General features: G+C 67.6%; 14 protein-coding genes. 2 read left to right on the plus strand and 12 right to left on the minus strand.

Annotation, left to right across the window (positions count from 1 at the left end; all coding sequences use genetic code 11):
* The first annotated feature begins 50 nt into the window (after positions 1 to 50).
* Both ASC95_RS21080 and ASC95_RS21085 read left to right on the plus strand, forming a co-directional pair.
* Complete coding sequence (locus ASC95_RS21080) at positions 51 to 710, plus strand: DsbA family oxidoreductase (protein WP_057299675.1); 660 nt, start codon at positions 51 to 53, stop codon at positions 708 to 710.
* Between the two features lie 95 nt (positions 711 to 805).
* Positions 806 to 1,798: a recombination-associated protein RdgC gene (locus ASC95_RS21085; RefSeq protein ID WP_057299676.1), complete on the plus strand. Its 993-nt coding sequence runs from the start codon at positions 806 to 808 to the stop codon at positions 1,796 to 1,798.
* A 100-nt stretch (positions 1,799 to 1,898) separates the two neighbouring features.
* On the opposite strand, the gene ASC95_RS21090 is transcribed toward ASC95_RS21085, so the two are convergent.
* The 12 genes from ASC95_RS21090 to ASC95_RS21145 form a co-directional block, all read right to left on the minus strand.
* A complete protein-coding gene (locus tag ASC95_RS21090; protein WP_200960200.1) occupies positions 1,899 to 2,969 on the minus strand; it encodes a type II asparaginase in 1,071 nt (356 codons plus the stop codon).
* A gap of 200 nt (positions 2,970 to 3,169) precedes the next feature.
* Entirely contained in the window at positions 3,170 to 5,239 is a 2,070-nt protein-coding gene (locus ASC95_RS21095; RefSeq protein WP_057299678.1) for a TonB-dependent receptor, read from the minus strand.
* A gap of 115 nt (positions 5,240 to 5,354) precedes the next feature.
* The gene (locus tag ASC95_RS21100) at positions 5,355 to 5,909 is read right to left on the minus strand and encodes a hypothetical protein (protein ID WP_057299679.1); all 555 of its coding nucleotides are present in this window, start codon (positions 5,907 to 5,909) and stop codon (positions 5,355 to 5,357) included.
* 106 nt (positions 5,910 to 6,015) lie between these two features.
* Positions 6,016 to 9,225, minus strand: coding sequence for a response regulator (locus ASC95_RS21105; RefSeq protein ID WP_157256439.1), 3,210 nt, complete (start codon positions 9,223 to 9,225; stop codon positions 6,016 to 6,018).
* 8 nt (positions 9,226 to 9,233) lie between these two features.
* A complete protein-coding gene (locus ASC95_RS21110) occupies positions 9,234 to 10,829 on the minus strand; it encodes an ABC transporter substrate-binding protein (RefSeq protein ID WP_200960184.1) in 1,596 nt (531 codons plus the stop codon).
* A gap of 189 nt (positions 10,830 to 11,018) precedes the next feature.
* Positions 11,019 to 13,490 (minus strand): TonB-dependent receptor, encoded by a 2,472-nt coding sequence (locus tag ASC95_RS21115; protein ID WP_082567988.1) that lies wholly within the window; start codon positions 13,488 to 13,490, stop codon positions 11,019 to 11,021.
* Between the two features lie 196 nt (positions 13,491 to 13,686).
* On the minus strand, positions 13,687 to 14,175 hold the full coding sequence (locus tag ASC95_RS21120) for a CYTH domain-containing protein (protein ID WP_057299682.1): 489 nt from the start codon (positions 14,173 to 14,175) through the stop codon (positions 13,687 to 13,689).
* Positions 14,176 to 14,178: 3 nt separating this feature from the next.
* Positions 14,179 to 15,411 carry a DEAD/DEAH box helicase gene (locus ASC95_RS21125; protein WP_057299683.1) on the minus strand — a complete coding sequence of 411 codons (1,233 nt, stop codon included), beginning with the start codon at positions 15,409 to 15,411 and terminating at the stop codon, positions 14,179 to 14,181.
* Positions 15,412 to 15,417: 6 nt separating this feature from the next.
* Positions 15,418 to 16,008 (minus strand): methylated-DNA--[protein]-cysteine S-methyltransferase, encoded by a 591-nt coding sequence (locus ASC95_RS21130; RefSeq protein ID WP_235538000.1) that lies wholly within the window; start codon positions 16,006 to 16,008, stop codon positions 15,418 to 15,420.
* Positions 15,983 to 16,924 carry an MBL fold metallo-hydrolase gene (locus tag ASC95_RS21135; protein WP_162250824.1) on the minus strand — a complete coding sequence of 314 codons (942 nt, stop codon included), beginning with the start codon at positions 16,922 to 16,924 and terminating at the stop codon, positions 15,983 to 15,985. Before ASC95_RS21135 ends, ASC95_RS21130 begins: the two co-directional genes overlap by 26 nt.
* Positions 16,925 to 16,968: 44 nt before the next feature.
* Positions 16,969 to 17,970, minus strand: a complete 1,002-nt coding sequence (gene dusA, locus ASC95_RS21140; protein WP_082568106.1) for a tRNA dihydrouridine(20/20a) synthase DusA — start codon at positions 17,968 to 17,970, stop codon at positions 16,969 to 16,971.
* Between the two features lie 72 nt (positions 17,971 to 18,042).
* Positions 18,043 to 18,621 carry a C-type lectin domain-containing protein gene (locus ASC95_RS21145; protein ID WP_057299686.1) on the minus strand — a complete coding sequence of 193 codons (579 nt, stop codon included), beginning with the start codon at positions 18,619 to 18,621 and terminating at the stop codon, positions 18,043 to 18,045.
* Positions 18,622 to 18,626 lie beyond the last annotated feature (5 nt).

Consider the following 18,626-nt stretch of genomic DNA (forward strand, 5'->3'; position numbering starts at 1 on the left):
CACGCTTGGCTCAACCTTGCAAACGTAAGGGTCGCCTCGAGCCCGTGAAAATGCCACGCATGCGTATCGACTTCATCTCCGACATCGTCTGCCCGTGGTGTGCCATCGGCCTTTATTCGCTGGAAGCGGCGGCCGCCCGCGTCCCCGGGCTGGCACTGGACCTGCACTTCCACCCCTTCGAGCTGAACCCGGGCATGGCACCCGAGGGCCAGGACATCGAGGAGCATCTGGCCGAGAAGTACGGCGCCAGCCCTGCGGCCCTGGCCGGCACGCGACAAGCCATCCGTGAGCGCGGCGAGGCGCTCGGCTTTGAATTCCGGCCCGGCGCGCGCAGCCGCATCTACAACACGCGCGACGCGCATCGCCTGCTGCACTGGGCGGATGCAGCCTTTGGCGGTGCCGTGCAGCGCACGCTGAAGGTGGCGATGCTGAAGGCCTATTTCACCGATGGCCGTGATGTGTCCAGTCACGAAGTGCTGCTGAGCGTGGCCACCGCCGCCGGCCTGCCCGAGGCCGAGGCGCGCGACCTGCTGGCGGGCAAGCGCTACGCCGAAGAGGTGGCTGCCGCCGAAGCCGAAGTGCATGCCCAGGGCATCCACGCCGTCCCGGCCATCATCGTCAACCAGCGCCACCTGATCCAGGGCGGCCAGTCGGTCGAGGTCTTCGAGAAGCTGCTGCGCCAGGTCATGGACGAACCACGCCTGGCCTGAGCGAAGCCCCTCGCCGGCGCTGCTGCGCGACCTGAGACAATCGCGATCTGTTTCCGAAGCCCGCCGCTGGCGGGCTTCTTGTTTGTATCGAGCCCATGTTCAAGAACCTCATCGTCTACCGCATCGGCGAGGGCTGGCAGCCCGACGCCACCCAGCTGGCCGACAAGCTGGCCAAGGAACCCTTCCTGTCCTGCGCCCCGACGCAACCTCTGGCCGTCGGCTGGGCGCCGCCGCGGGACATCGAGCACGCCCCCCTCGTCGAAGTCATCGACGGCCACTGGCTGCTCAAGCTCAAGCGCGAGCAGCGCCTGCTGCCTTCCTCCGTCGTGCAGGAGCGCATCGACGAGCTGGCGGAGCAGATCGAGGCCCAGACCGGCCGCAAGCCGGGCAAGAAGGCCAAGAAGGACCTCAAGGAACAGGCCACGCACGAGCTGCTGCCGCGGGCCTTCACCAAGACCTCGGCCACGCGCGTCTGGATCGCGCCGGAGCAGCGCCTGCTGTTCGTTGACGCAGGCTCCGCCAGCCGCGCCGACGAGGTCGTCACGCTGCTGATCCAGGCCGCCGACGGCCTGTCGCTGCAGCTGGTGCAGACGGCCGAGAGCCCCGCCGCCTGCATGGCCGCCTGGCTGCTGGATGGCGTCACGCCCGAGGGCTTCCAGATCGAGCGCGAGTGCGAACTCAAGGGCAGCGATGACGAGAAGCCCGTCGTGCGCTACGCCCGCCATCCGCTGGACATCGACGAGGTCCGCGCCCACCTGACCAGCGGCAAGATGCCGACCCGCCTTGCTTTGAGCTGGAACGAGCGCGTCGCCTTCACGCTGACCGAGGGCTTTGCGATCAAGAAAATCAGCTTCCTGGACCTGGCCTTTGAAGGCCGGCCCGAAGCAAGCGGCGACGAGGCCTTCGACGCCGATGCGGCCCTGGCGACCGGCGAACTGGGCCGGCTGATCCCGGCGCTGATCGAAGGCCTGGGCGGCGAGCATGACTTCGCCGCAGCCGGTGCACCCGCCTCAGCGCCCGCGCCCGCCATCGCCTCTCTGCCGGCGAACGTGCCTGAAGACGCGCTCAGTGAGTCACCGCCCTGGTGACACCCCAGGGCGTCGGATCGCTTGGGTAGCTGGCGCAGTACCGGCAGGCACGCCACAACGGCGCCGTCAGCCGCGCAAGCTCTCGGCGCGCTCCGTTAGATCAATATTCCCAGAAGATGCGCTGCAGCTCAGCGGTGGTCTGCGGCTTGGTCAGGGCCACGGCGGCCAGGATCTTGGCCTTCTGGGGGTTCAGGTCGTGGGCCACCACCCAGTCGTACTTGTCGTCGGGCTGTTCGGCGTTGCGCAGCACGATGCCGTCAGCCACGCGGCTGGACCGGATGACCAGCACGCCCTTGTCGCGGATGGCCTTGAGCTTGTCCACCGCATAGTTGGGCACCGAGCCATTGCCCGTGCCGGCGTTGATGATGGCCTTGACGCCCGGCGTGGCCGCCGCGTCGTACAGCGCCATGTTCATGCTGCCCGAGCCGTAAACGATGGACACGTCCGGCAGCGCGTCGATGGTGTCAATGTCGAACTCGGAGTTGACGGTGTGGCGCTTGGCCAGGCTGCGGAACCAGAAGGTCTTGCCCTCGACCACCATGCCCAGCGAACCCCATTGGCTGCCAAAGGCACTGGTCTTGATGTTCACGCGCTTGGCTGTGTCACGGCCGGACAGAATGTCGTCGGCCATGGTGATCAGCACGCCCTTGCCCTTGGCGCTGGGCGAAGCCGCCACCACCACCGCGTTGTACAGGTTCAGCATGCCGTCGGCCGACATCGCGCTGCCCGGCCGCATCGAGCCGACCACCACGATGGGCTTGTCGCTCTTGATTACCAGGTTCAGGAAGAAGGCGGTCTCTTCCAGCGTGTCGGTGCCATGGGTGACGACCACGCCGCCCACTTCCGGGTCCTTCAGCAGCGCGGAAACGCGCTTGCCCAGGGTCACCAGCTTGTCGTTGGTGAAGCTCTCGGAAGCGATCTGGAAGGCTTGCTCGCCGCGCACGTTGGCCACGCTGGCCAGTTCGGGCACACCGGCGATCAGCTTGTCCACCGGCACCTTGGCGGCCTGGTAGGTGGCGCTGTTCAACGCCGAGGCGCCAGCACCGGCGATGGTGCCGCCGGTGGCGACGATCACCACGGTGGGTTTGGCGGTCTGGGCCAGCGCCGGCAAGCCGGCGAAGGCGCTGACCGCCAGCAGCGCGGCGCAGGCGGCGCGCAGGCCGAAGTTCATGGGTTGCATGCAGGGTTCTCCTCTGGTTGTAAATAAACCAGCGCGAGTAGATGCGAGAAACGGACCAGCATGAATACCGATCCGGCATCCGTGCTTTCAGAAGGCGCATGACTCCAGTGCATTGCCCGGGCCGGGCCGCGTGCAAAAGCGCTTCAAGAGCCCGGATCAGCAGCGGGGCAGCAACGCGCGCATCGTCGTTTTCAGAACCCCATCTTCAGCGTCACCCGCACCGTGCGCGGCTCGGCCGGGTGGACGTGACGGTCGGTCACCGCCGCCGCCTCGCCGGGCAGTTGCGACTCGTAGAAGTACTCGATGTCGTTGAGCTTGCGGTCCATCAGGTTGAACACGTCCACCGTCAGCTCGGCCTTCTCCCACAGCTTGCGGCTGACGCGCAGGTTGGTCGTCAGCGAAGGGCGCGAGCGCACGCTGTTGTCCTCGACCAGCGAGCCCGAGCCGAGGTAACGCCACTGCAGGCTGGCCGACCAGGGACCAAGGTCGCGCAGCGTGACGGCGATCGATCCGACCTTGTCGACGGCATTGGGAATGCGGTTCCCCGCGGGGTTGAAATCGGCAAAACGGGCACGCGTCCAGGCCAGGTCGGCGTCGATGAGCAACCAGGGCACAGGGACATAGCGGTTGTTCCACTCAAGCCCATGACGTTTGCTGGGCCGGGTGGCCTCGGTCGCGCCCGCGTCACCCACATAGACGAGTTCGGAGTCGAAGTCCAGCTTCCAGACCGCGACCGAACTCTGCAGGCCCGGCACCCATTCGGTCCGTGCACCCAGCTCCAGGCCGCGCGCCGCGACAAGGCCCGGCACCTTGTCGACAGCGTCGCCGGTCTTGGGGTCGATGGCAGCCGTCGTGCCGCGCGCGTCATTGCTGTGAAAGCCGCGGCCGGCGTTGAAGAAGAACTCCGTCTTCGCCCACGGGCCGGCGATCAGCGAGAACTTGGGCGACAGCAGGTGGGCCGAGGCGCTGCCGGAGTTGGCGGCGTTGCTGTAGCTATGCACCTTGAAGCGCGCCTGGTCTGCCCGCAGGCCGACGACGCCGCGCAGCCAGGGCGTCAGCTCGACCGAGGTCTGGCCGTAGGCGCCAAGCTCGGTCTCGCGCACCTCGTCGTCGCGCGTCGTTGCGGTGATGCGGCGCTCCATGGTGTCGTGGAGGCCAACGCGCACACGGTCATGGCGCAGTTGCAGGCCCAACTCGCTTCGGGCCGGCAGCCCGCCCAGATTGTGGTCGACCGCATGGCTGGCGCTCCCGCCGTAGACGCAGCGCCTGTCCTGCTGCAGGAACTGGTCGCCATCGGGCCGCTCCAGCGCGTAGGTGAAGTTGGAGAAGAGATTGAGCCGGTAGTTCATTGCATAGGCCGCGACGCTGGTGGCCTCTGCGCCGGTATTGCGATGCCATTCACCGGACAGGCTGCTGCGGCGCGTCTCGCCGCCGTCGCTCTTGTCGATGGCATCGAAGCGGCCGAAGGGCTGGCCGTTGAAGCTGCCAGCCGTGATGAGGCGCTCGGGCACCTGGTCGGTCGAGGTCCACCGGGCGTCATAGGCCATCAGACTGGTGCTCCAGCCCTCGGCGCGCGTGCCGCCGGAAAGAGTCAGCACACCGTTGGTCTTGCGCAGGCGTTCGGGCAATTGCCACGGGCCGTCGTTGTGCTGCACTTCGATGGCGCCCAGCAGACGCAGGTCGCCCAGATGCCCTGAGCCGCCACCGACGAAGCGCTGGAACTGCCGCTGGCCTAGCGTCAGCGCGGCGAAGTCCTCGTCCAGCGTCGTGCGGTAGGCGATGTCGGCCGAGCCAGCGGCGGCGAAATCGCCGTTCCTGGCGAAGTACGGCCCCTTGCGGTACTCAATGCGGTCGACGAGCTCGGGGATCAGGAAGTTCAGGTCCGAGTAGCCCTGGCCGTGGCCGTGGGAGGGCATGTTGACCGGCAGGCCGTTGACGCCGGTCGCGAAGTCGGTGCCATGGTCGAGGTTGAAGCCGCGCAGGAAGTACTGGTTGGCTTTGCCGTCGCCAGAGTGCTGGGTGACGATGAGGCCGGGCACGAACTCCAGCACCTCGCCCGGGCGCAGAGCGGGGCGGCTCTTCAGCAGCTCGGCGCGGATGGTGCCTTGCGAGGCAGCGTCGGTGCTGCCGATGGCGTTGTCGTAGTGGCGGCCACTGATCTCGACCTTTTCAAGCACGGCGGGCTCGGCCTGGGCAGTGGAGGCGGCAAACAGGCAGACGACGGCCACCAGCGTCGGCTGGCAGCGGCGATGTTTGGGCATGGGTGCTCTCGGCAAGCCTGCGCGCACGCAGGCACCGGCAGTCCGGTCAGGACGGGCGGAAATCAGGGGGTCGGACTGGCGCAGCAATCGCCAGGTAGACGAAGGCGCTTGGCGATCAGCCGCGAGGAGGTGTCAGCGGCGGCGCCACGGCACGATCGCGCCAATCGACGCGAGTCGCGACGGGGTGGTCACCGCCCTCGCCCACCGGCAAGGTCAAGCCGGCCGGTAGCCAGGCGAGAAAGGCCGTCACACCGCCCTGGGCGGCGTCGTCGGCCGGATCGCCGATCTCGAGCACGTCGGCGTCGTGCTGGGCGTGCTTGTGAAAGACGCCACCATGCTCGTGCATCTCCGCGCCAGGCCCCTTGCTCAGCACCCCATGGTGCTTGGAGCCCTGCAGCCGTGGGTCCTGTGCGGCGTGCAGATGGTCCAGCAGGGCGCGCAGTGGCTGGGTCAAACCCGCCAGCGCGGCGTCATGCCGCGTCGCCGCGCCGACATGCACATGCCTGTGACTTTGGAAGCCTGCAACGAGCTGCACCACACCCTGAAGCGGCAACGCGACGAGCAGCAGCACAAGGACGGCGGCGCGTGTTCGATGGAGCAGCGATGACAGGGTGGGTGGCACGGGCGTGATGACGATGGAAACGGGGCGGACGCAGGCCAGGCGACGCATCTTCGATTGCCAGCATTGCCTGCGTATGACATGCGCTTGCTTGTCCTACGCGCGCCATCGGTGGCCGGATTCACTGAAGGCGGCGGCGGCGGCCTCGCAATGTCGATCACGCGGCCTGCGCGGTCTCGCTCTCGATGGCCCTGAGTTCGTCGACGACCATGTCGAGGTGATTCGCCACGTCGTGCACCATGGCGTCCATCTCGGCGTCGCGCGCGCCGTGCAGGCAGCCGCGCTCCAACGCGGCAGCGGCGGCCTGCACCGCGTGCATGCCAAGCGTCCCGGACAGTCCCTTGAGGTCGTGCGCGGCACGCAGTGCGGCGTCGGCGTCGCCCGCCCGACGTGCGGCGTTGAAACGCTGCGCGAAGTTGGCCTCGCGGTCGCGGAACATGCTCAGCACACGGCGGTACAGCACGCCGTTGCCGCCGACGTTGGCCAAACCGCAATGCGTGTCGATGCCGTTCAGCGCCTGCAACGCGTCGGCGCCGCTGCCGTTGCCCACCACCACCAACCCGCTCGGTTTGACCCATTTCGCGAGGGTGGCGAACATCTCATCGACCTTGATCGGTTTGGCGATGTGGTCGTTCATGCCCGCCGCGATGACGGCTTCACGGTCGCCGACCATCGCATTGGCGGTCATGGCGATCACGGGTAGCGCCCGCAGCGCCGGCTGCTGGCGCAACGCCCGTGTCGCCGCATAACCGTCCATGACGGGCATCTGGCAGTCCATGAGCACCGCATCGAAATGCTCGCTGGCCAGCTTGCGCAGCGCCTCCTCGCCATTGCCAGCGACGCTGACGACGATACCGGCGCGGCTGAGCAGGTCGACGGCGAGTTCCTGGTTGATCGCGTTGTCCTCGACCAGCAGCACATGCGCGCCGGCCAGCGCCTTTCGATGGTCGAGCTGGGCTTCTTCGCGCCGCGCACTGCGCGTGGGGACGGCGAGCGCGCGGCCAAGTGCGGCAGCACAAGCATCCAGCAAGGTCGAGGGCGTGACCGGCTTGGTCAGCAGCGCGCCGGCCCGCAGCTTGCGCTCGGCCAGGCGCTGCCTCACCTCCTCGCGGCTGAAGGCCGTGGCCAGCATCACCAGGGGTGCCGGGTGGCGCAGCTCGGTCTGCTCGGCCAGCGCCTGCGCGCAGGCCACGCCGTCCATGCCCGGCATCTTCCAGTCGAGCAGCAGCAGTTGGAAGGGTGCGTCGCCCGCGTCGGCCTGCATCACCAGGCGCAGGGCTTCTTCGCCACCTGCGGCGGTATCGACCTGCAGGCCCAGCGTGCCGCACATCGTCGCGAGCAGCTCGCGCGCGGCGGCGTTGTCGTCGACGACCAGCACACGCGTGCCACGCAGACTGGTATCCATGGCCGCGTCCGCAGCGCCGGGCTGCAACCCGAAATGCAGCTCGAAGTGCAGACGGCTGCCGCGGCCCAGTTCGCTCTCGACGGTGAGCTCGCCGCCCATCAGTTTCACCAGATGGCGACTGATCGCCAGCCCGAGGCCGGTGCCGCCATAGCGCCGACTGGTCGAGGCATCGGCCTGCGTGAAGGGCTGGAACAGGCGTTGCAGCTGTTCCGGGCTCATGCCGATGCCGGAATCGCCCACGGTGAAGCGCAGCCGGGCCGATTCGCCGTCCTGTTCCACCACCTTCACAGCGACGATGACCTCGCCGCTGTCGCTGAACTTGACGGCGTTGTTGCCCAGGTTGAGCAACACCTGGCCCAGGCGCGAGGGGTCGCCCACCAGCGCCCGCGGGACCGCGAGCGGCAGGTCCAGCAGCAGCTCCAGGCCCTTCTCGTCGGCCTTCAGGCCCACCACGTTGCTCAGGTTGTCCAGCACGTCACCCAGGCTGAACGGGATCGTCTCGATGTCGAGCTTGCCGGCTTCGATCTTGGAGAAGTCGAGGATGTCGTTGATGATGACCAGCAGCGATTCCGCCGCCGCATGTGCCTTCTGGATGTAGTTGTGCTGCTGCGGGTTGAGGCCGCTTTGCAGCGCCAGGTGCGACATGCCCAGGATCGCGTTCATCGGCGTGCGGATCTCATGGCTCATGTTGGCCAGGAAGCTGCTCTTGGCCTGGTTGGCAAGCTCGGCAACATTCTTGGCCTGCTGGGCTTCGGCGTAGGCGGCTTCGAGGTCGGTAATCGTGTGGGCCAGGCGGGCCGTCATCAAATTGAAGCTGGTGGCCAGCATGCCGGTCTCGTCGCGCGCTTCGACAGGCGCCTGGGCGGTGAGGTCGCCAGCGGCGATCCGTGCCGCCACTTGGGTCAGGCGCTGTACCGGCCCGACGATGCTGCGCCGAAGCAGGAACGCCAGGGCTGCACCGAATGCCAGCGCGGCCAGGCCACCGACAGCCGTCTGGGCACGCGAGCGGGCCAGGCTGTCCCGGGCCCGCGACAGCTCGGTCTGCAACTGCGCCTGCTGCTCGGCGGTGATCTGGTGCAGCAGGTCGAGAAGCCCTTGCGCTTGCGGCACGACCTCGGTCCGGTAAAGGTAGAGGTCCTCGTAGGCATGCGCACTGTCCTGGATCGTGCGGATGCGCAGGGTCAGCTCGGTCAGTGCGGCGCGCGCCGCCGCGATGCGATCCAGGTGGGCGCGCTGTGCAGGCGTGAGCAACGGGCGGCGGGCGTAGAGCCCGTCCCACAAGGCCGCATTGGTGACCAGCTGTGAGCTGTAGGTCAGCCTGAAGTTGCCTTCGCCCGAGGCGCCGAACGCCATCACGTTGGTGGCCAGCACATCGAACGAACTCTGGAAGGTGAGCATTTCCGCCAGCACTTCGCGGTTCACCGCGTCGGCAGGGCGCGAATTCTGCAACTTGATCATCGCCTCGGTCTCGGCCAGCACACGCACCCGCTGCGCCTGCACGTCGATGCTCGACAGACGCAGCGCGGGCCGGTTGCGCAAGATGTCCTCGTGCAGTTCGAACAACTGCGGCGGCAGGCGTTTCCAGCGCGCGTAACGCTCGTTCAGGGCCTGCACCTGCTTACGTTCGCCCTCCTCCCAGCCATCGGCCAAGCCCTCCAGCGAGGTCAGCGCGCTCTCGAATGCCCCCCGCGCCGCGTGGTAGTGGCCGATGTCTTCGCGATCAGAGAGCACCAGGAAGCCGCGCAGATGCAGCTGCATGCTCAGCAGCGCCTCCTGCGCCTGGGCCGACGCCCGCGAGGCCGGCGCCCTCAGGGCTTCGCTGATTTCGATGTCCCGGCTGGCGTTGCGACCGGCCAGGATGGCGAGTGCCACCACCAGCAGCGTCAGCCCGACGAGGACCCCGACGCCGACGGTCAGCTTGGTGCCGATGCCCAGTGACGCTACCCGGAAATTCCAGCGCATGCCCGTGATCAATAGCCCAGTGAAGTTCGATACGACTCGCGTTGCCGCTCACGGCCGAGCCGGATCGTGATCTCTTCGAAATCGACGGCAGCGGCCTCGAGTGCGGCTGCCGCACTCAGCTGCCCGCCCGCCGCCTGCATGAGGCGCAGATCCAGTGCCAGCCAATAGCTGTAGGTCCCCGGGATCCGCAGGTAGGGGATCTGCTGCTTGTTGCTGAAAGTGCGCTCGAACGCGCTGAGATAGTCGCGGACATCGGCCGGGTCCCAGTTCGCTCGCAGATACGGCGCCAGGCTGCCCGTGCCCTCGGGCGGCAGCATCTGGGATTTGCGCCCCGGATCGACGCCGTCCCAGCCACGCGCCGCATAGACCTGCGACTTCTCCTTCGCCGCCAGCAGCGCCAGCAGGAAGTACGCGGCCTCGGGCACCTTCGAATACTTGGAAATCACGCCGGCCCAGGAAGCGCCGCTGGTATTGCCGACTTGGTTGACGCCTGCGGTGCTGGTCCATTTGCCCCGCGCGATGTCGTAGTAGGCGTGCGTTCCGGGCGCCGGCGCAACGCCGGTCTTGCCCCTGACCTTGCTGCCCTGTTGCTGAGCCAGCGCGCCGAGGTCGCCCCAGGTGAGCGCGAACGCCGCGCGGCCCGCCAGGAAATGGTCCCAGCCACGGCCATGGTTCCAGGTCAGCATCTCGCGCGGGCCGAACTTCACCAGTTCAACGAACAACTCGAGGGCACGCACGTGGCCGGGGCTCTTGATCAGCGGCTCCATCGTGCGCGGGTCGAACCAGTACAGGCGCGCGTTGGCGGGGCCGATGACGAAGGAGGCCGACAGCGTCATGTAATTGAACATGCCCTGGCTGCCCGGCTGCAGCGCCAGCACGATGCCATGGTCCGGCGTGCCGTCGCCGTTCAGGTCCTGACCGTTGAAGTACTCGACCTCATCGCGCAACTGCACCCAGGTCTGCGGTACCGCCAGCGGGTAGCCGTACTTCTGCCGGAACACTGCCTGGTGCCGCGGATCGTTCAGCAGGTCGCGTCGGTAGTACAGCACCTGGCCGTCGTGGTCGTAGGCGACCATGTACTTCTTGCCGCCGTAGGACAGCAGGTTGCGCGGGCCGGGCAGCACGTCGTCGATGTCCCACTTCGGAAATCGCGGGTCGTCGTAGAACTTCTCGTACGACAGCAGGTGGCCGCCGGCCACCATGTCCCCGACCCACCAGGCAGCGGCAATCGACGCGTCGTATTTGCCGGTGTGGTTGGTCATGTCCGAGATGATGGTCGGATAGTGCTCCACACCGGGCAGGCGCAGGATGTCCAGTTGAGCGCCGGTGGCCGCCTCGAACTCTGGCTTCACTTCGAGCAACGCCACGCTGATCGCGCTCTTGGTGGCGATCACCGTCACCTTCTGGCCCGCAAACAGGCACTTGCGCGGCGCGCAGGCCGGCAGGACGCGCGGCACGGGCACGTCGTTGGCCTGGCCGATCGTGACGGTGGTGCTCTCGGGCCTGACGGGCGCGTTGGCATCCGGGCCGTCGACAGCCAGTGCCAGCGGGACCCAGGCGGTCAACAGCACCAGGCATGCACCCATGAGCCTGCTCTGAGTCATGTCGCCTCCATGAGGCCGGGGGTGCGTCGACATCCGCGGGCGTTGCGTAACCCATCGAATCGGGCCAAGCCGTGCTCACCAACCTCGATCCCACTCTATTCCACATCGCCAATGCACGGATCGGTGTTTGGCCGCATCAGGCCCCTCCAGCGCAGCCCGCGCCGCACCTCGCCGACCGGACTCGACGCGTCACCAGTCCTGCGTCAGCGTCAGGCGAACATTGCGGCCAAACAGTGGTCTGCCATAGATGGCATCGGCTGAACCCTGCCCCGCCACCGCATCTGCGCGCGGGTTGCCTTCGGTCAGGCCCTTGGCATTGGTGGCGTTGTCCACCATCAGCTGCACGTTGGTGCCGCCCCTGCTGGCCGACGTGCCCAGCGCGAGGGTCCGGTAGGCAGGCAGCGCCGTCGTGTTCTGCAGATCGACGTAACGCCTTCCGGTGAAGTTGAAGCGGGCGTAGGCGCTGGCCTGCCAGTCCGCCACAGCGAAGTGGAGTGCTGGCCGGATATTGCCCCAGGCCTTGGGCTGGCGGATGGGCAACTTGCCTTCGGTCGTCAACGACTGGTTGCCAGCAGCGCTGACCATGTTGCCGGACTTGGCCGGGCTGTAGGTCGCAGCGCCGTCCAATGTGAAACTTGAAATGAGGCGCCACGAGAATTCGAACTCCACGCCAGGGCTCTTCACGTTGCCGATGAAGACCTGATTCGTGATGGTTCCAGTGGCGGGGTTGATTTCGGCCACCGTCGTCGCAAAGGGCTTGAACTGGCTCAGGAAGACAGTGGCGAAAGCCGAGAACGGCTCGGTCGAGTACTTCAAGCCGGCCTCGTACTGCTTGGCCTTGGTCGTCGTCGGCGCTGCGAATGTGTAGACGTTGATCTCGCCCGGCAGACGATAGGCCACGGAGGCGCGCGCATACACGCCCATGGCTCGCGTGAGCTCCTGATTGACGCCGACCGTCCAGGAGGTCGGGTGGCCGTCAATCGGGCGCGGGGCGTTGACGCCGGTGTAACCCAGCGTCGAGTTGTCGGCCAGCGTGGTGCTGTTGCCCAGGTCGTACCGGGCCGTGTTCTTGCTGTAGCCGTCGCCCTTGTAGCCGCTGCGCCGGACACCGAAATCCAGCGTGGTCTGCTGCGCTGGCTTCCAGGTGTCGGCCAGGTAGACCGAGGTCTGGGTGACCGTCGATTCGCCACCGATCAGCGTGGACGAGTAGCGCAGCACGCCGTTGTCGGTGACGCGGCCCAGCACGGCGCCGCCGGCGTCGTAGGCCACCAGGTCCAGCGGCCGGGGCTTGCCAGCCAGTTCCAGCAGCATGTCCTGGAAGCGCAGGTTCATCGTGGACTTGTAGCGCGACAGCAGCAGGCCGCCGGTCAGGCTGTGCTTGCCTGCAAGATCGAAGTCGCGGGTCACACGCAGGTCGTTGGCAATGGTGTTGAAGTCGTTCTGGATCGAGCGGTAGCCCGCTTGCGCGACCAGGCCCGATGCGCCGTACGGGTCGTAGGCCGCAGGCTGGCCGGCGTAGGTGTAGCCCAGGCGGTTGACGCCGGCACCGAACGCCGTGCGCGAGGCAGTCAGGAAGCTGGCGGCAAAGGCGTTGGCGTCTGCCGGGTTGACGGTCGAGTACAGGGCATCGAAGTCGAGCTTGCCTTTGGTCAGCCTCAGCTTCTCGCTGAGCTGCCACCCACCCAGGTTGAGGTTGAGATCAACGCCGGTGTTGAAGTAGCGCAGGTGCCGGCCATTGGACAGGTCTCGGCTTTCGGTCGCGCTGCCGGCGCCGCCGACGTTCGGATAGATGAACTGAACGCTGCGCAGAGACGGCGAATTCAGCGTACCTTTGAAGTAGTCGATGTAGGGATTCAGTGACTTTGACGGATCGCGTGGGTCTGCCACTGGAATGGGCAGCAGGAACACATTGCTGTCGTCAAAGACCTTGGCAAAGAACCTGGCTTCACCGTTGTCCAGCCTGTGCCGGATGTTCAACCGCAACTGGCCGCCGGTGTCGCTCGGAAAACCGTTGTCACGGTAGCCCCGGTGCTTGCGATAGAAGCCGCCGAAGGCGTAGTAGGTGCGGTCGGCCAGCTTGCCGGAGGCGAAACCGTCGAAGCGGTACAGCCCAGTGTCACCCACGGTGAGCCGGGCGCCGTGCTCCGCCACTTCACCGCCCTGGCGCGTGATCAAGTTGAGGATGGCGGCCGCGTTGTCAGCAAATATCGGCGCCGGCCCGCCGCGGACGACTTCGACGTTCTGGGTCATCAGGTCGGGGCGCAGCATGACGTCGCCCTTGAAGAAGTACCCGTCGTTCTCCCCGTAGATGAGCATGCCGTCTTCCAGGAACGTGAAGAAGTTCGACTCGTTCGGAATGCCGCGCACCCGATAAATATTCTGGGCCTCGCCGCCGGTGGCCTCGGCCTGCACACCCGGCACCTGGCCGAGGAGGTCCGCCGTGTTCAGCGGCCCGAGCTTGTCGATGTCCGACGCCGACAGGCTCGAAACGGCGTACGAGGTGTCGAACTTTCGGCGGGCCACACCCGTGCCGGTGACCACCATCCGATCCAGGCTCAGGCGGTTACCGGCTTGGGGAGCCGACGGAGCCATCGCCGAGGGTGCGCTGGCGGCGGGTTCGGCGCTCGAAGGCGTGCCCTGTGCGTATGCGGTGACAGCCATCGCTGCAATGGCTAGCGCGACTGCTGTCTGCGGGAGCCTCGGGCGGAGTGTTGGAGCGTGTTTCACGTTGTCTCCAGATGTATCGCCGAACTCTTGCAGTGTAGGCAGGCCAAAGGCGGGACGCCAGACGAGGATGAGCGTCCCGCTTGATCTGCGTCATGGCCCGCGGCGGGCCGCGGACGTCGAACTCGCCGTGTTACGGGTTCGGGGTCGGGCCGGCCATCCAGCGCGTGAACGGGTTCACCGCCAGGTTGGCATTGACGTAGCGGCCATCGCCAGTCACTTCGGCACCCAGCCAGTCCGGCCGGGCAAAGACCTGGCCCTCGGCGGCCAGCTCGATTTCCGCGACCACGAGGCCGGCATTGGCTCCAAGGAATTCGTCAACTTCCCACGTCATGCCCTCATGCGGGCACAGGTGGCGGATCTTTTCAACGACCGGGCCATCGCTCAGCGCCAGCAGCTGTTGGGCGTCAGTGAGCGGAATCTCATATTCAAACTCGGCCCGCGTGGCGCCCTGGGTTGCGCCTTTGATGGTCAGGAAGGCCTGTTCACCGGCGATGCGCACGCGCACCGTGCGCGCTGGCTCACGGCTCAGATAGCCCTGGCTGAAGCGGGTTTGAGCCGCGGCCGGCTGCCGCCAGCCGTCGCCGGTAACGAGGAACTTGCGTTCGATCTCAATGCCCATCGGTCATTCCCCACGCGCCGCGGCCTCGCGCAGCTTGTCCTTCTTGCTCTTGCGCGTCGTGCTCTTGATGCCGCCGGTGGCCTGGGCTTCGGTGGCGACTGCCTCGGGCTCGAAGCCTTCCAGCCGCTCGCGTGGCACGCGCTGGCCCTGGCGCTTCTCGATGAGGCGGAAGTGGCTCTCAGCGTTCTCGGCGCTGTCTGCGCAGATGAAGCTGACTGCCACGCCGGTGGCGCCGGCGCGGCCGGTGCGACCGATGCGGTGGGTGTAGTCGGCGGCCGAGCGCGGCAGCTCGTAGTTGACGACGGCGTCCAGCGCATCGACATGCAGGCCGCGCGCGGCCACGTCGGTCGCGACAAGCACCTTGACACTGCCGTTCTTCAGCGCAGCCAGCACGTCGCTGCGTGCACCCTGGCTCAGCTCGCCATGCAAGGCGCCAGCCTTGAAGCCGTGGGCGAAAAGCTTGTCCGATACCAGCTCGGCCGTGTAGCGGCTGGCGACGAAGACCAGCGCGCGATCCCAGGCCTCGTCCTTGAGCAGCTGCCGCAGCGCAGGCAGGCGCTGGGCGCGGTCGAGCTGGATGGCACGCTGCGTGATCTGCGGCGGTGCCTCCTGGATGTCGATGCGCACCGGCTCGCGCAGCAGCTGTTCGGCCAGCCCCTGCACGGCCGGCGGGCAGGTGGCGGAAAACAGCAGGGTCTGGCGTCGTGCGGGCACCAGCGCCAGCACGCGTTGCAGCTCGTCGGCAAAGCCGGCGTTGAGGAGCCGGTCGGCTTCGTCCAGCACCAGACATTCCACGCCGGCGAGCGTGAGGCCGTTGTGGTCGATCAAATCCAGCAGGCGGCCCGGCGTGGCCACCATCACGTCGCAGCCGCCGCGCAGGGCCATCAGCTGAGGGTTGATGGACACGCCGCCAAAGGCCAGCGCCACCTTGGGCCGGTGCATCAGCAGCGCGGCGACGTTGCGCATCAGCTCGGCGGTCTGGGCGGCCAGCTCGCGCGTCGGCGCCAGCACCAATGCGCGCGGGCCTGGGCGAGGTGGCGCGGCGACCAGGCGTTGCAGCAGCGGCAGCACAAAGGCCGCGGTCTTGCCGGAGCCGGTCTGCGCCAGCGCCAGCACGTCGGCACCAGCCAGGATGGGGGGCAGCGCGGCCGACTGCACGGCGGTCGGCGCGTGATAGCCCTGTTCGCGCACGGCGCGTAGCAGGGCGGGCGAGAGGCCCAGGGAAGAAAAGGACATGCGGGATTAGAACAGCGGCTGCTGATCGCCCGCGAGCTGGCCGACGGCGCGCGCCTCGATGAGCAGCATGCGTCGCTTCGTCTCGACGCCGCCCGGCGCCGAAAAACCTGTGGGCTCGCCGCCCGCGCCCATCACGCGATGGCAGGGCACGATGGGCGGAAACGGGTTGTCGCCCTCGGCGCGGCCAACCGCGCGCGCCGCACCGGGCTGGCCGAGTGCCGTGGCGATCTCGCCATAGGTGCGCGTCTGGCCGGGCGGGATGGCGCGGGTCAGCGCATGCACCTGGCGGCGGAATTCGGGGATGCCGCGCTCGTCGAGGACGATGTCACCGAGGTCACGCGCCTCGCCGGCCAGCAGCGCGCGGATGCCGTCGACGGCATGGGCGATGTGGGGCGGCAGTTCGTCGACGAGCCGGGCTGTCGGGTGGCGCCGCACTAGGCGCGCGGGGCTGGCATCCGGCAGTAACGACGCGACGATGCCGCGCTCGCTCCAGACGACGCCGCAGCGGCCCAGTGCCGTGTCGAAGCTGTGGGCCCAAAGCGGCTCGCCAGCCGGCAGCACCGGGCCGATGTCAGGGTCGTCGGCAAAATCGCTCACGTTGTTCGGTCGGTGCTTGCAGCAGGGTCTTGAAATAGTAGCCAAGCATGCCATTGACGCGAGCGCGGCCGGCGTCATCCGGCCAACGGTCCACGCGTGAACGCCAGACGGCGGCGCAGGCTCCGGGATGCAGGCCTTGGTCGGCGCAGTCGAGCAAGGCCTCGAAACCGCCGCGCCAGCGCTTGAAGTCATCGCGACTCATCACCGGGCCATGACCAGGGACAAGGCGCTGGAAAGGCTGGGCGGAGATGCGCGCCAGCGCCTCGCGCCAGGCCGGTGGGCAGGCGGTGTCCATGAAGGGCACGGGCAGCGTGACGAGATCGCCGGCGGCCAGCGTGCCACTGGCCTTGTCCAGCACCCACAGGTCGCCACCGCTGACGGCCGTCTCGACGCCGATCTGCAGCCGTCGGCCCGCGATGGTCTGGAGCGATGCAGCCGGAACCTCATGATCGGGTCGCAGCGCTTCTGCCTGATTCAGCAGGTCCAGATCCACGCGCATGACCGCCGCCTGTTCAGGCGGCGCTGTGGGAATGGCTTCGACAAGCTGGCGGCGGTAGCGGTCCAGCCAGCCATCGGCCGCCAGCGACTTCGCGACAGCGGGCGAGGCCCAGAACTTGAGATCAGGCCTTTGCGACTTGAGCCAGGCGTTGCCACCCAGATGATCGAGATGCCAGTGCGTGTTCAGCACCGCGCGCAACTCACCGCCTGCGGCCGACAACGCGGCTTCGGTGTGGGCGCGGTGACGGCCGCTGTCGATCAGCAGCCAGCCCTGATCGCCCTTCAGCAGCAGGCTGTTGCCATCAGGCTGGCGACCGGCCTCGAAGCCGCCGGAAACGAAGACGACGCCCGGCGCCAGCGTCTGCTGGGCCTGGGCGCCGGCGCAGAGGAAAGCGAGCGTGAGAAGAAGGCGACGCATGCCTCGATGCTCGCGGATGCCGGCGCAACGGCCGGTCGTCATGCTCAGGCGGCGACGGCAATGCCCGACAAGCGCGCCGCGGTGGCACGCTCGGCCACCTCGCGCGGCGGCAGGGTCTTCAGGCGATGGTCGCTCCAGACCTGGCGCCAGCGGCGCGCACCCGGCGTGCCATTCCACAGCCCCAGCGCATGGCGCATCGCATGCGGCCAGGAGCGGCCGGCGGCATGCAGGCGCTCGAGGTAGTCCAGCCACGCGTCTTCGACCTGCTCGCGCGATGCCGCCGGGTCGGGCTGGCCGAAGAAGCGCGAGTCCCACTGGGCCATGCTCCAAGGCTCGTGATAGGCCTCGCGGCCGATCATGACGCCGTCCAGCACGGCCAGTTGCCCAGCGATCTGGTCGGGCGTCTTCAGGCCGCCGTTGATGGCGATGGTGAGGTGAGGAAATTCGCGCTTGAGCTGCTCCACGAGTTCGTAGCGCAGAGGCGGGATCTCGCGGTTTTCCTTGGGGCTCAAGCCCTGCAGCCAGGCATTGCGGGCATGCACGATGAAGACTTCGCAGCCGGCCTCGGCGACCGTGGCGACGAAGTCGCGCACGAAGTCGTAGCTCTCAATCTTGTCGATGCCGATGCGGTGCTTGACGGTGACCGGCAGCGAGGTCGCGTCGCGCATGGCCTTGACGCAGTCGGCCACCAACTGCGGCTCCGCCATCAGGCAGGCCCCGAAGGCGCCCTTCTGCACCCGCTCGCTGGGGCAGCCGCAGTTCAGGTTGACCTCGTCATAACCCCAGCGCTCCGCGAGCTTGGCGCAGGCAGCCAGGTCGGCGGGTTCGCTGCCCCCCAGCTGCAGCGCCACCGGATGCTCGCTGTCGTTGAAGTCGAGATGGCGAGGCTGGTCGCCATGCAGCAAGGCGCCAGTCGTCACCATCTCGGTGTAGAGCAGCGCACGGCGGGTGATGAGCCGATGGAAATGGCGGCAGTGGCGGTCGGTCCAGTCCATCATCGGCGCGACGGACAGGCGCCAGGGAGAAAAAGCAGTCACGCCAGCGATTATCCCGGCCCGCAAATGGCAACGCCCGCGTCGGGCCGACGCGGGCGTTGAGAAATGCTGGACTGCGAGCGCTTAGCGGTTGCGGCGGCGAGATACGCCGACGCCGGCCAGGGCCGCTGCCATCACCAGCGCAAGGCTGGCGGGCTCGGGCACGGTGCCGGGTGCGCTGAATTCGACCAGATAGCCGTTGACTTGGCCGGCATTGCCCGGGCCGCCATGGTCGTTCCAGCCCATGACGGCGCCGAAATTGGTCTGCAGGTAGTTCTCGCCACCGCAGCAGTTGTTGGGCTCGCCCGGGTTCCAGTTGGTGTAGGTCAGGGCCTGGCCGGTTTCGGGGCCGTCACGCCAGGTGAAGGTGCCCTCGTTGCCGGCGTCCGAGGCGCCCAGCCAGGCGAGGATGCCGCCGGCGACGGTGACAGAGGCGAAACGGTTTTCACCGGCGCTGGTGATGGTGGCCAGATAGCCGGTCATCCCCATGAAGCTCACGCTCTGGGCGGCCTTGAAGGCATCGTCCCAAGTGACGTTGGCATCGAAGAACTCGTAGTAGTGGTCATTGCCGCCGGAGGCGGAGTCCCACAGCACGGGCACTGCGTTGGCAGCCTGGCCGAACAGGCCGCTGGCCAGCAGGGCGGTCATGAGCACTTTGCGCATCGATG

This window comes from Pelomonas sp. Root1217 (assembly GCF_001425705.1).
GTDB lineage: Bacteria > Pseudomonadota > Gammaproteobacteria > Burkholderiales > Burkholderiaceae_C > Pelomonas.